This window comes from Martinezella lusitana (assembly GCF_900094565.1).
Lineage (GTDB): Bacteria > Pseudomonadota > Alphaproteobacteria > Rhizobiales > Rhizobiaceae > Rhizobium > Rhizobium lusitanum.
In genome coordinates this window covers 90258-103530 of record NZ_FMAF01000004.1, presented here as the reverse complement: position 1 = coordinate 103530, position 13273 = coordinate 90258, and the positions used below count along the sequence as shown (strand labels likewise).

The 13273-nt window shown below is 60.9% G+C and carries 12 protein-coding genes; 9 read left to right on the top strand and 3 right to left on the bottom strand.

Annotated features, from left to right (window positions below):
• Window positions 1-29: 29 nt before the first annotated feature.
• A complete protein-coding gene (locus GA0061101_RS09850; protein WP_037192252.1) occupies window positions 30-773 on the bottom strand; it encodes a hypothetical protein in 744 nt (247 codons plus the stop codon).
• Window positions 774-1372: 599 nt separating this feature from the next.
• On the opposite strand from GA0061101_RS09850, the gene GA0061101_RS09845 reads away from it, so the two are divergent.
• Window positions 1373-2464: a porin gene (locus GA0061101_RS09845; protein WP_037192250.1), complete on the top strand. Its 1092-nt coding sequence runs from the start codon at window positions 1373-1375 to the stop codon at window positions 2462-2464.
• Window positions 2465-2594: 130 nt separating this feature from the next.
• On the opposite strand, the gene GA0061101_RS09840 is transcribed toward GA0061101_RS09845, so the two are convergent.
• Complete coding sequence (locus GA0061101_RS09840) at window positions 2595-3236, bottom strand: TetR family transcriptional regulator (protein ID WP_037192247.1); 642 nt, start codon at window positions 3234-3236, stop codon at window positions 2595-2597.
• Between the two features lie 688 nt (window positions 3237-3924).
• On the opposite strand from GA0061101_RS09840, the gene GA0061101_RS09835 reads away from it, so the two are divergent.
• The 6 genes from GA0061101_RS09835 to GA0061101_RS09810 all read left to right on the top strand — a co-directional run bounded on the left by GA0061101_RS09835 (window position 3925) and on the right by GA0061101_RS09810 (window position 9269).
• Window positions 3925-4551, top strand: coding sequence for an EF-hand domain-containing protein (locus tag GA0061101_RS09835; RefSeq protein ID WP_245297460.1), 627 nt, complete (start codon window positions 3925-3927; stop codon window positions 4549-4551).
• A gap of 399 nt (window positions 4552-4950) precedes the next feature.
• Complete coding sequence (locus GA0061101_RS09830) at window positions 4951-5583, top strand: RNA polymerase sigma factor (RefSeq protein WP_081938685.1); 633 nt, start codon at window positions 4951-4953, stop codon at window positions 5581-5583.
• The gene (locus tag GA0061101_RS09825; protein WP_037192243.1) at window positions 5576-6025 is read left to right on the top strand and encodes a hypothetical protein; all 450 of its coding nucleotides are present in this window, start codon (window positions 5576-5578) and stop codon (window positions 6023-6025) included. The genes GA0061101_RS09830 and GA0061101_RS09825 overlap by 8 nt, the downstream gene beginning before the upstream one ends.
• The gene (locus tag GA0061101_RS09820) at window positions 6022-6471 is read left to right on the top strand and encodes a periplasmic heavy metal sensor (RefSeq protein WP_037192241.1); all 450 of its coding nucleotides are present in this window, start codon (window positions 6022-6024) and stop codon (window positions 6469-6471) included. The genes GA0061101_RS09825 and GA0061101_RS09820 overlap by 4 nt, the downstream gene beginning before the upstream one ends.
• 75 nt (window positions 6472-6546) lie before the next feature.
• Window positions 6547-8046, top strand: coding sequence for a DUF1800 domain-containing protein (locus tag GA0061101_RS09815; protein ID WP_037192237.1), 1500 nt, complete (start codon window positions 6547-6549; stop codon window positions 8044-8046).
• Window positions 8047-8048: 2 nt separating this feature from the next.
• Window positions 8049-9269, top strand: coding sequence for a DUF1501 domain-containing protein (locus GA0061101_RS09810; RefSeq protein WP_037192235.1), 1221 nt, complete (start codon window positions 8049-8051; stop codon window positions 9267-9269).
• Window positions 9270-9282: 13 nt separating this feature from the next.
• Here GA0061101_RS09810 and GA0061101_RS09805 read toward each other — a convergent pair whose 3' ends face one another.
• Window positions 9283-10182, bottom strand: a complete 900-nt coding sequence (locus GA0061101_RS09805; protein WP_037192232.1) for a helix-turn-helix transcriptional regulator — start codon at window positions 10180-10182, stop codon at window positions 9283-9285.
• A gap of 244 nt (window positions 10183-10426) precedes the next feature.
• Here GA0061101_RS09805 and GA0061101_RS09800 point away from each other — a divergent pair, with 244 nt between their 5' ends.
• Window positions 10427-11878: an aldehyde dehydrogenase gene (locus tag GA0061101_RS09800; RefSeq protein WP_037192230.1), complete on the top strand. Its 1452-nt coding sequence runs from the start codon at window positions 10427-10429 to the stop codon at window positions 11876-11878.
• A gap of 79 nt (window positions 11879-11957) precedes the next feature.
• Window positions 11958-13271, top strand: coding sequence for an ABC transporter substrate-binding protein (locus GA0061101_RS09795; protein WP_037192228.1), 1314 nt, complete (start codon window positions 11958-11960; stop codon window positions 13269-13271).
• The last annotated feature ends 2 nt before the right edge of the window (window positions 13272-13273 follow it).

Sequence of the window (13273 nt, the reverse complement as noted above, 5' to 3'; positions counted from 1 at the left end):
TCCTCCGGCCGCTCCGGCATAGACCCGCCTTAGTAGCGGGGCGCCGTGTTGCCAACGAAGCGATGAGCGCCGGTATGGGTAAGCTTGCTGGCGGTATCGAGCCAGATCTTGCCGCCAAGCGCCCGCCAGCGATGGCAGAAGGCGAAATCCTCGCTCAAATAAATGCCCGTCCCTTCCTCGATCATGCATTCGAAGAGAGCGTATTGAGTCGCAGGCGAACGTTTGGTGCCGGGATAGGCATGGATGGCGCTGTAGCGCAGATCGGGATAGGCTGCGGTCATCGTCTTGATGACTTCACGTTTGATGAGCAGCATGCCGGTGCCCGCATAGATAGCACTGACAAAATCACCATCGCGTTCGCTGCTCTGGCCGACCAGCGGCGTGCCGACATAATGCAGAGCTGCGGCATTGAGTGACTCGCCGGTGCGCGTGGTTGCGCGCGCCGCACTATCCCAGTCGTAATCCTTGATGGGGTACATGGCCGCGACGACATCCTTGTCCGCATTCAGCAGCCGCATTACCTGCTCGGGCTCGAAACTGATGTCCGCGTCGATGAACAGCATATGCGTCGCCGCCGTGTCGTTCAGGAAGGAGGATACCAGCGTGTTGCGGCTGCGGGTGATCAGCGCATCATTGCCGAGGAGTGCAAGCGTCAATTGTATGCCGGCCTGCGCGCCGACCTGCATCAGGGAAAAGATGGATTGCATATAATCCTTGGCAACAAGTCCGCCGAAACAGGGTGTCGCTATGAAGATCAGCCGATTCTCGGTCATTCGCTGTTGGGCCCTTTCCGGTAGCGCGCGAGTCGCAAGAATCTAGGGAGATTCAACATTTCTGTGTGTACCGAATTATTGAATTTTGTTTCTGGAGAGTTTCCGAACGTTGTTGACGGAAGCCGGGATGATTGCCGGGGGCGTGCGAAAATGGCGGGTTAGGTCGCGGGGCTTCCGGATTGGCCACCGATGTCGATGCCGCGCTCGGCCGTGGGCACTTCCGCCGGCCCCAAAAACGCGCCTTTCCGCCATCAATGAATGGGTCCACGCCTGTCCCGCTGCCCGCAGTTGCATTTAAGCAACAGATGCCAAGACTAACGTTACGGTCGGTTTCACATAATTGACAAACATACTGTCCGTTTGTAAATCGGATGCAGGACATAAGCTGTCTTACGGTCGAGTATTCGGCCGGATCGGTAGGGGCATTTCATGACCGTTGCCGCGAGATCAATTATGGAGGTGAGAGGGGACTCAAGCCAACATCAGGTGCGTATTTGCCGGGCTACTTGGTCGCGTTTAGACCGACCGGCTTTCGAGGTGATATTCCAGCTCTGCACTCGCGGAAAACTAGAAATGCATATTACAACCAGGAGTTTAATATGAACCTGAAAAGTCTTCTTCTCGGCTCGGCTGCTGCGCTGGCGGCAGTATCCGGCGCTCATGCGGCCGACGCTATCGTTGCCGCTGAACCGGAGCCGCTCGAATACGTTCGCATCTGCGACGCCTACGGTGCTGGCTACTTCTTCATTCCGGGCACCGAAACCTGCCTCAAGGTCGGCGGCCGTGTCCGTACCGAAGGCGAATGGTACGATGCTTACAACCCGAACAGCAAGGTCGGTACGCTGTGGCACACTCGTGCCGAGCTCAGCCTCGACACCGCGACCGACACCGAATACGGTCCGCTGAAGACCAATACGGTTATCCGTTGGGATTGGAGCGATGGCAACTCCACCTCCACGAAGCTGCTGTTTGCCAACATCAGCCTCGGCGGCTTCCTCGTCGGTAAGGCCGACTCGCAGTACAACTCCTACATTGGTTATGCTGGCGACGTCATCAACGACGACGTGATCTATGACGGCCCGTACGAACTGAACCAGTTGACCTACAACTACGATGCAGGCAACGGCTTCACGGCTATGGTCTCCGTCGAAGACAGCAACTCCAGCGGCTCGGGCGCTTCCTACGGCTCCAGCTGGTGGACGGACGACAAGTCCAACCACTACGCTCCCGACGTTGTTGCCGGTGCCGGCTTCAAGTCTGGCGCATGGGGCTTCAAGGTCGTCGGTGGTTATGACTCCATCGTCGAAGAAGGCGCTGTCAAGGCTCGCGTCGATGCCGACTTCGGTATGTTCTCGGCCTTCTTGATGGGTGGCTGGAACACGGACGGCGACAAGCTCAACAAGTATGCCGGCACTAACCTTGATCGTTCTGCTTGCCCCGTTAACGATCCGTCGAAGTGCGGCTGGGGTGACTGGGCAGTTTGGGGCGGCGTTGGCGTTCCGATCAACGAAAAGCTGAAGTGGAACCTCCAGCTCGCCTACACCGACTCGAAGATCTTTGCTGCGACCACGAACCTCAAGTTCAACCCGGTCAAGAACCTGCTTATCGAGCCGGAAGTCTCCTATACCGATTTCGATTCTGTGAACCAGGATCAGTGGGCCGGTATTCTGCGCTTCGAGCGCAGCTTCTAATCCTAAGTTACCTGGCCTCGTGCCAGGTAATAGAAGCCTGATGTTTCCAATCCGTCGGGCTTCTTACACTGATCGGTTGACCTCCGATCAAAGAGGAAGGATCCGGCTTTCCCTCCGGATCCTTCTTGATTTAAAGGGCCAATGTCGCCATCCCGCGCGTCTGGACCGACGGGAACCAGGTTTTCAATACCATCTTGATAAACATCTGTCCGCAAGGGACGAGCTGGAAATCGCCCCTGTCGAGCGTCCATTCCGTGATCAACCCGCCGATGACGGCGGTCAGTGAGGAGGCAGCCGTATCCGGCGTCCAGGGTGCGGGTAGCTTCGTGTTCGCATCCATCAAGGTAAATATTCTCGCGAAGTGTTCGTGCATATCGTGCCGGAAGGAACTCGCGCGGTTCGTGGTTCCATCGCAGAACGCCATGTCGAGATGCATCATAACCTTCAGCATGCTGCGTTTGCGCGGATCGTACTGAATATCCTCGAACACCGTTGCAATCGCATCCGCCACAAGATCGAGCGGATTTGGCGGCAATTCCTTCGACATCCGCTCCGCCAATTCCTGGAATGGCTGCTGTGCCTCATCCCGGATCGCGAACATCAATCCCTGCTTGTTCTTGAAATGCCAATGAACCGCTCCCCGCGTAACACCGGCTGCTGCGGCTATCTCCTCCAGGCTGACATTTTCGTATCCCTTGTCGAGAAACAGAGCCTTCGCGGAATGTAGGATTTCGCTCCGGGTTTCTGCCGCCTCCTCCTTAGTGCGCCTCATTCGGTTCTCCACATAAGCCAATATTCAAGCTGTGCCCCTTTTTTATATGTCGCTCCATCAACGCCGTTTCGGTACTGGTCCTCCCTTATACCAGCAACAGCCACAACGCAGCAAAGCTTAGATATTCCCTAAAAATCGACGAAGGAAAACGTACTGAGGCGTATTCGTCAAGCTCCTATAAGCCACGCGCAAGTTTCCTTGTGCAGTTTGGGCGTGTTGGGAAGTGCAAAATCGAAAAATGTGCAGATGCCGATAGCGCCATGATGGCGATCGCTCGCCTTGGACATCCTTGAATTCATTACTCCCGGAAACGGCCCATTCGCCCGATCGCAGGGGCATGGCGAGTTTGATCTCCAGCATTCGGCAATCCCATCCGCCCATATCGATGTCGAAGTCAGGCCGCCGCAGTCACGCGATCCGGCATGACATCCTGTTCAAGTCGCATACGCGTAAAGCATTCAAGTCCCTCTCAACGCTCGTATTCGGAGGCCCCATGACGAGCATTACCTCAGTCTTATCAAATAACTACTATCCATATCGGACATCCCAGTCGACGTCGTCCTCATCGGACGATTCGGTCGCGTCCATACTGTCCGGCAGCTCATCCAGCAGTTCTTCCAGCACGAGTTCGTCGTCATCAACCGACCAATCTCAGATCGCTTCGGCCGAGCAGCTGGTTGCCCAGCTGATGAATATCATCCTCAACTTGCAGTCTGGCAACGGCAGTGACAGCTCCACGTCAGACTCGGAGAGTGATTCCACCAGCGCGACGTCGAGCACTCAGCAGTCTTCCGCGACCAGCAGCCAGAGCAGCAAGCAAAGCGATATGATGCGCGCCATGGATACCGATGGCGATGGCAATATCAGCGAGGCGGAATTCGTTGCCGCTCGTCCGTCCGATGTCAGCGAGGACCAGGCAACGCAGTTGTTCAAAAGCTTCGACACGAAGAACACCGGCTCGCTTACCGAATCGCAGCTGGCAAGCGCCATGCAGTCGGGCCAGCAGCCTCCTCCTCCGCCGCCTCAGGGCAGCCAGTCGAGTGACGACCAGCTCTCCAGCATGTTCTCCTCCATGGATACCAATGGCGACGGCAGTGTCAGCGAAACCGAGTTCGTTGCAACTCGCCCGTCCGACGTGAGCGAGGATCAGGCAACAGCGCTATTCAAGAGTCTCGATACCTCCGGTTCGGGATCGCTGACGCAGAGCCAGTTCGAATCGGCCATGAAGGCGCAACAGCAGCCGCAGATGCCTGATTTCGGCGGCCTTTATGCGTCCACTGACCAGGAGCAGACGGACGAACTGCTGTCCCTCTGATCGAAAGTGACCTTTCGCATCCGATCATGCGAACGGGCCGCCCGCTTGAACAAGAGACGTTGGGGCTTCCCTGTCCAAGCGGGCCGGCTTTTAAAGAACTTCCCCTATGAATGAGGCATTCCTGCAGCCCATCCTCTTATGGACGAGGGCCTGACGCCGCACGATCTCCGATTCTCTGGAAAGCCGCCTTGTTCTCAGTGCTGCCCGCGACAGAGGTGCCGCGCTCGCAAACGGAAAAGCAAAAATCGATGATATCAGAGCGACGGATTTCGTCGCGCGAAGCGTTCAACCATTGAGAACCTATGCTCGATATCGAAGGGAAGACACGCTGTCGGAGACGTTTCGATCGGATTGGCGTCGCTCGCCGGGACTGACGGATAGGCTAAGTACCCTTGTCAAATGCAGGGAACGGGGGTGCTATGCGATCATCTCACGAAACCGGGACGACGGCGATTGTCGATGAAATGGGATCGCGTGCCCAGGAGTGGCGATCCGGACGAGGATCTGCTCGGTCGCATCGCTGCCGGTGACGTTCCGGCGATGCGCCTGATGGTCGCGCGGCAGCTGCCGCGGATTCTGTCCGTGGCCACCCGCATGCTTGGCGATGCCGCCGAAGCCGAGGATATCGCGCAGGAAACATTTCTGCGTGTGTGGCGGAACGCCGGAGGCTGGCGCCAGCGCGATGCCCTCTTCAGCACTTGGGTCCATCGCGTGGCGATCAACCTCTGCTACGATCACCTGCGTCGGCGCAAGGATGTGTTTGCCGAGCACCCGCCCGACCTCGAATATGAGGGTCCGGCGCCGGACGCCGGCTTGATGAGCGAGGATGACCCATCGCGGCGCGTGGAGCGGGCCATGCAGATGATTGCTCCCCGGCAGCGCGAGGCGATCGTCCTGGTCTACTATCAGGGGCTGTCGAATGCGGAGGCGGCGGCGATCATGGACGTTAGCGTGGATGCGCTGGAAAGCCTGCTTGCGCGTGGAAGGCGCTCCTTGCAGTTGCTGTTATTGAAGGAACAGAGCGATGGCTGAACATATGGCGGGTCCGATGAGTGCCGAGCGGTTCGCTGAAATGGTCGACGCCTATGGCGGCGACATCGGCCGATGGCCGCAAGATGAGCGCGCGGCCGCACGCGCCCATGCCAGGAGTGCCGAGGCAGCCGGCATGCTCGAACGTGCAGCGGACCTCGATTCGCTGCTCGACACATACGTCCTCAAAGCTGGCCACGAAGGCTTGGACGGCCGGATAGTCGCAAAATTTGTCCACCGCTCGAGGATGAGGAACTTGTTTCGCTTCGGTTCCGCCGGCATCGGTCTTGTCGGCATCGGCATTGCGGGCGCTCTCGCCGGCAGTATCGCCATCGCCATTTTGGCGCCCAGCCTCACGTCGGACACCGTCATCGCATCGGATGGGACCGCCACCATGTTCGGCGATGTCGGGCCGGATGCGGCGATAAGGCAGGACAGCCAATGACAGACCGCAGCTTTCGAATATTGGTCATATCTCTGCTGGTGCTGAACACCTTCCTGATCGGAGCATTGGCAGGCGGAGGACTGACATGGATCCGCAACTCGCAGGCACGCGCCGCCATGATGCCTTTGGCAGGCGAGCAACTGCCTTCGTCGCAGAGGAAAGCGCTGCGCGCGGCGCTGAACGAAGCGCGGAAAGACCAGCGCCCGACCATTCTCGAGGCGCAGCAGGCCAAAATAGATGCTGCGTCCATTCTAGGGCAACCGACATTGGATACGGAGGCACTGTCGGCCGCCTTGGCGCGAGCGCGCAATGCCGACATCGCCCTGCGGACGAAGCTCGAGGAACGCGCCGTCGATTTCGCGGCAACGCTTTCCTATGACGAACGCCGCGCTCTTGCCGAAAGCCTGATCCGCCGCGGCGTTCCCAAAGCCGCCGCCACAAAATGATCACACTTGCCCACCGACGGATCGGAAAGATGCTCGCGTTTAAGGAGCATGTCTGATGCAGGAGTTGGCAGGAACATGGCTCAGCAATCGAATGATGTTTATGCCGCGCTCGCTCTTTCCCGGTTCGGGCTAGGAGCGGACCATAACGGCATCGCGTCGATCCTGTCGGATCCGCGCGGCGCTTTGCTTGAAGAGATCACCGAACGCTTCGTCCCGGTTCCGGTCGGGCCGCAATTGCAGTCCACAGCCGATCTTCTCGTTGCTCTCTACGCTTTCCAGGAGCAGCGAAAGGAAGCCCGGCAGCAGGCCGTTGCGGCCGTTACACCGCAGCAGGACAAACCGGCGCCAGCCCCGCAGCAGGGTCCTCAACTCCCCGGCTCGACGAGCGCCCAGCCCGGCGCCCAGGAGATGGCAGCGACAATGACCAAGGCGGTCGAGAAGCTGGAGAAGCCTTCGGCCCCCTATCTTCCGCAGCAGATCCTGCTGGCGGAGGCGGATGCACGTTTCAACGGCACCATCCGGCAGCCGCTGATCGGTTTCGGCGAACGGCTGGCCATGTTCTGGGCAAACCATTTCGCCGTCGCGATCTCCAAGAGCGAGGAATGCCACATTCTTGCCGGTGCGTTCGAGCGGGAGGTTATCCGTCCACATGTCTTCGGGCGGTTCTCAGACATGCTGCTTGCGGTCGAAACCCATCCGGCCATGCTCGGCTATCTCGACAACCAGCAGTCGATCGGGCCGAATTCGAAGGCCAATGCCAACAAGAAGCGTGGCCTCAACGAAAATCTTGCCCGCGAGACGCTGGAGTTGCATACGCTGGGCGTCAATGGTGGCTACACGCAGACCGACGTGACGACGCTTGCGAAGATCATCACCGGCTGGACGGTGGCGCGGGCGGAGGGGAAGCTCGGCACGCCTGGCACGTTCGTCTTCAACGCGGCTGCCCACGAGCCGGGCGACCAGACGTTGCTCGGCTTGACCTATGCCGACAACGGCGTCGGGCAGGGGCGGGAGGCGCTGCGTGACCTTGCCCGCCATCCGGCAACCGCGCAGCATATCGCCACCAAGCTCGTCCGGCATTTTATCGCCGACGTGCCGCCGCCGGCGCTCGTGCAGACGGTTGCGGCAACCTTCACCAAGACGGATGGTGATCTCTCCGCGGTCTATCGCGCCCTGCTCGGCTCTGAAGAGGCTTGGAACCCGGCGCTTGCCAAGGTCCGCTCACCGCTGGAATTCATGGCCGCTCTTCTGAGGGCCAGCGGCGAGACGCCGAAGCCGAATGTCATTCTCGGCACCCTGACCGCCATGGGCCAACCGTTTTGGGCGCCGGCCGGCCCGAACGGCTTTGCAGACACTGCCGATGTCTGGGCTTCCAGCGAGAGCCTTAGCATGCGGATGGATGTCGCCAATATGATCGCCAATGCGGCATCGCCGCAAGGAGATCCAAGGCGCTTCGTTTCGGACAGTCTCGGCCCGCTTCTCTCAAATGAAACGCTGCAGGCGGTATCGCGTGCGGAAACCCGGAACCAGGGCTTTGCGATCGCCTATCTTTCCCCCGAATTTCAAAGGCGCTGACCATGACTTGCGAACTCATGACTCCCACCCGCCGTGCCGTTCTTGGTGCTTCCGGCGCCTTGTTCGCCTGGGCCTTCATTCCCCGCTTCGCCCATGCCGCCGGCGGCCGCGATCCGCGCTTCATCACCATCATCCTGCGTGGTGCGCTCGATGGCCTGACGGCCGTCCCGCCCGTCGGCGATCCGGACTATCAAGCGCTTCGCCAGGCGATCGCCATGACGACGAGCGGTCCTCATGCTGCGCTTCCGCTCGACAGCTTCTTTGCGCTGCATCCGTCGATGCCGAACTTTAATGGCCTTTACCGCGCAGGGCAGGCGGTCGTCGTTCATGCGAGCGCGACACCCTATCGCGACCGCTCGCATTTTGACGGTCAGGATGTGCTGGAATCCGGTTATGAAACTCCAGGCCGCGTCGATTCCGGCTGGTTGAACCGCATGCTGGAAGGCCTTCCCAAAGGGGGCAAGGTCTCGCCCGGTTCATCTGCCATCCGTGGATTGTCGGTCGGCGCGAACGCACCGCTAGTCATTCGTGGCAAGGCGCCGGTGCTGGGCTGGTCGCCGTCCAACTTGCAACCCGTCAGCGAGGACCTGCCGCCGCGCCTTATGGATCTCTACAGCCACACCGATCCCTTGTTCGCGAAGATCCTCGCGGAGGGCATCTCCGCCGGCAAGATCGCAGCCGGCCTCGACGTGAAGGCACGAGGCGGCCCAGGCGATCCCACCGGGATGGAGCAGATGGCGAGGGGCGCCGCGCGCCTGCTGGCGCAGGATGATGGCCCGCGTGTTGCCGCACTCGCCTTCGAAGGATGGGACACCCATGCCGGCGAGGTGGATCGGCTGAACAAGCTGCTTGTGGGTCTCGACAATGCGTTGGCGGCGTTCCAGCAAGAACTCGGCCCCTCCTGGAAGGATACCGCGATCGTCGTTGCGACCGAGTTCGGCCGCACGGCGCAGGTGAATGGCACCGAGGGTACGGATCATGGCACCGGCACGACTGCCTTTCTCGCCGGTGGTGCCATCAAGGGCGGCCGGGTGATCGCCGACTGGCCCGGCCTCAAGCAGGCGCAATTGCGCGATGGCCGCGATCTTGCCGCCACGACCGACCTGCGCGCGGTGATCAAGGGCATCGCCGTCGATCTGCTCGGTGCTTCGCCTGTTGTATTGACCCGCGACGTCTTTCCCGGGTCCGATCATGTCCTGCCGATGAAGGGGCTGATCGTCTGACGACAGGCTGTCGTTACGGCCAATCTGCATAGCCCGACGACAGGACATGGCTTTCCGCGACTTCGCTCCTGCGGGCGAAGTCGCGATAGGTTGCCGGCGAGAAGCCCGTCTTCTTCTTGAAGAAGTGGCTGAAATAGGTGGGGTCACGAAAGCCGAGGCCGTCGGAAATCTCCTGGACTGTGCGGGCCGAGCGCTCCAGCCGCAATTTCGCTTCCTGCACCACCCGCTCGTGCAGCAGCTGCACGGGGGAGCGGCCAAGCGCGCTGCGGCAGATGGAATGCAGGCGATCGGTGGTCACGCCGAGTTCGCGGGCATAGTCCGTCATCGGCCGATGCTGGCGGAACCAGGTCTCCACCAATTGCCGATATCTCTGCAGGATCGATGCGCCGCCGCCGCGCCCGCGCTGTTCGGCTGTTTCCGCGCCGCCTGCCCGCCAAAGCGCCATCAGGATCAGGCGCATATAGGCCGAGATCGCCATCCATGACGCCCGGGAGGGATCGCCAAGCTCCCGAACGAAGCCGGCGACGAGCGGCTGCGCCTCACCGACGGCATCGGCATCCGGCGCGGCCATGAACCAGGGCTGTTCGCTGAAGATTCTGAGCGCGTAGGATTCCGCCCGGTCTCCGATCGCGTCGACCACGATCTGCGGCGAGGCGCCGATGATGAAACCGGCAGCACCGGCCGCCATATGCAGCTCGCAGTGCGACTGCGGCGGCAGATAAGCAATGGTCGGCCCAAGAAAAGCCCTTTGGTCTTCGCCCTCGAGAATAAGTTTTGCTGTCCCCACCTGCAGCAGGAAAAGGTGGTGGAATTGGGCGTAGAGGCCCTTTTGGAAACGGATCGTGCGAGGTGTCAGCGAGGGCTCGTGCCAATCTCCGCGCGCATGAAGATGGATGCCGCTGTCGAAAACCAACGAGTCCTCCTTCGCATGGCATGACGAGAACGTGGCATGATTGCCAGATATTTGCAATATTAACCCAGAAAATCGCATTCAATCCTCGTCGCAACGACGTAATCTCTTCTCATGAGCCTTTGGGAGGAGGTCTCCACGCAAAAGATATGGTTGTTGCGGCTGCATCCCGGCGGCGCTCGACCATGCGCGCTTTCTCCCATTTTGGATGACTGCAGGCATGGCCTGCCAAAGAGCGGATGATCGCATGTTCGTGGCAAAACTGCTGATCGATGACGAAACGCTGGATGCGTCTGATGCATCCACCTTCGAGCGCGTCGATCCGGCGACCGGCGATGTCGCGACCATCGCGCCGGCCGCTTCGGCGGCAGACGCTGCCCGCGCCGCCTGCGCCGCAGCGGCCGCCTTTCCCGTGTGGTCGCAGACCGGGCCGGGCGAACGGCGCACGCTTCTGAACAAAGCTGCGGACATTCTGACCGCTCGCGCAGCCGACTTTGTCGAAGCAATGGTCGGCGAGACCGGCGCGACCGCGCTTTGGGCGAGGATTAATTGCGGTCTCGGCGCCGACATGCTGCGCGAGGCAGCTGCCATGACGACACAGGTCGCCGGCGAGATCATTCCTTCCAGCGAGCCGGGCAGCCTTGCCATGGCGGTGCGTCAGCCGGCCGGGGTCTGCCTCGGGATCGCCCCGTGGAATGCGCCGATCATCCTTGGCGTGCGCGCCATCGCCATGCCGCTAGCCTGCGGCAATACCGTCATTCTGAAGGCATCCGAACTCTGCCCCAGGACTCATTGCCTGATCGGCGAGGTCCTGCGTGAGGCAGGCTTCCCGCCCGGTGTCGTCAACGTCATCACCAACGCGCCGAAGGATGCGGCCGCGATTGTTGAAGCCTTGATTGCACATCCGGCCGTGCGCCGGATCAATTTCACCGGCTCGACGCGTGTCGGGCGCCTCGTTGCCGAGGCTTCAGCACGCCACCTTAAGCGTTGCCTGCTGGAGCTTGGCGGCAAGGCGCCGTTCATCGTGCTCGCCGACGCCGATATCGACGAGGCGGTGCGCGCCGCCGCCTTCGGCGCCTTCATGAACCAGGGCCAGATCTGCATGTCGACCGAGCGCATCATCCTCATGGAGGAGATTGCCGACGAATTCGTCGAGAAGTTCAGGGTGAAGGCCGAGACGCTCGTTGCCGGCAATCCACTCGACGGCAATACACCGCTCGGCACGATGATCAGCGCGGAGGCCGCCAGACGTGTTCGTGCGCTGGTGGAGGATGCGATGCAGAAGGGTGCAGTCGTGGTTTGTGGCGGCCAGGCGCGGGGCACGCAGATCGATGCCACGATCATCGATCACGTGACGCCGGCGATGCGGATTTACCGCGAGGAGAGTTTCGGACCGCTCGCCGCCATCATCCGGGTCGACAGCGTCGATGAGGCTGTGACGGTCGCCAACGACAATGAATATGGCCTGTCATCGGCGGTGTTCAGCCGCGACATCAATCAGGCACTTTCAGTCGCAAGGCGCATCGAGACCGGCATTTGCCACATCAACGAGGCAACTGTCGCGGATGAGCCGCAAATGCCGTTCGGCGGTGTCAAATCGAGCGGCTACGGCCGCTTCGGCGGCAAGGCGGCCATCGATGAATTCACCGAGTTGCGCTGGATCACGCTTGCATCCGGCAAACGGGAGTATCCGATCTGAACGGTCGCAAGACGGCAGGTCGGCAAAGACAAAGGCATGCGGAGTAAGAGGGCTCCGACAAAAAAGGGAGGACTATTTCATGACTGGTAATTTCAACAGACCTATATCCGGCGCCGCACTGACGCGTCGCAGATTCATGACCGCCACGGCAGCGGGCACCGCCGCGCTGGCCTTCGGCGGACGGTCGGCATTTGCCGCCGACGATACGCTGAAGGTCGGCTTCATCAGCCCCCGCACGGGACCGCTTGGTGGCTTCGGTGAGACGGACGGCTACGTTCTGGAGTTGGCGCGCAAGGCGCTGGCAGGCGGATTGCAGGCCGGCGGCAAGACGTGGAAGGTGGAAATCCTCGATCGCGACACGCAATCCGATCCGTCGCGCGCCGGGCAATTGGCGAAGGACCTGATCAACAATCAGGCTGTCGATCTGATGCTGGCGGTCTCGACGCCGGAGACGATCAATCCAGTCGCCGATGCCTGCGAGGCGGCGGGCGTGCCCTGCCTGTCGACGGTCATGCCGTGGGAGGCCTGGTATTTCGGCCGTGGCGCCAAGCCCGGCGCGCCGTCGCCGTTCAAGTGGACCTATCACTTCGGCTTCGGCGTCGGTGAATTCCTCAAGACCTATATTTCGCAGTGGAACCTCATCGAGACCAACAAGAAGGTCGGCGTCATGTATCCGAACGATGCCGACGGCAACGCGATCCGCGCCAATCTGGCACCGGCGCTTGCCAAGGCGGGCTTCACCATCGTCGACCCCGGTGCCTATGAAACCGGAACGACCGACTTCTCCTCGCAGATCGCGCTCTTCCGGCAGGAGGGCGTGGAGATCTTCAACAGCTTCCCGATCCCGCCGGATTTCGCAGCCTTCTGGCGGCAGGCGGCGCAGCAGGGTCTTACCCAGCAGATCAAGATCTGCCAGGTTGCCAAAACAGGCCTCTTTCCATCTGACATTGAGGCGCTGGGCGACCTCGGCATGAACGTCAGCAGCGCCGCCTATTGGCACAAGGCCTTTCCTTACAAGTCGTCGCTGACGGGTGTTTCCGGCAATGAGCTGGCCGATGGCTATGAGGCGGCAAGCGGCAAGCAGTGGACGCAGCAGCTCGGCGCCAGCCTGTCGCTGCTCGACGCCGGCTTCGATGTGCTGAAGGCAGCGTCCGACGTCAAGAGCAAGGCAGCGGTTGCCAAGGCGATGAGCACGCTGAAGACCACGACGATCGCCGGCAAGGTGGATTTCACCAGCGGCCCAGTCGCCAACGTCTCTCCGGGGCCGATCATCGGCACGCAATGGGTCAAGGCGCCGGCCGGCTCGAAATTCGCACTCGACTATGTCGTGACCGAGCACGCTACCGATCCGAACGTGCCCGTCGGCGCCAAACTCATCGCTTACAACGGGTAACG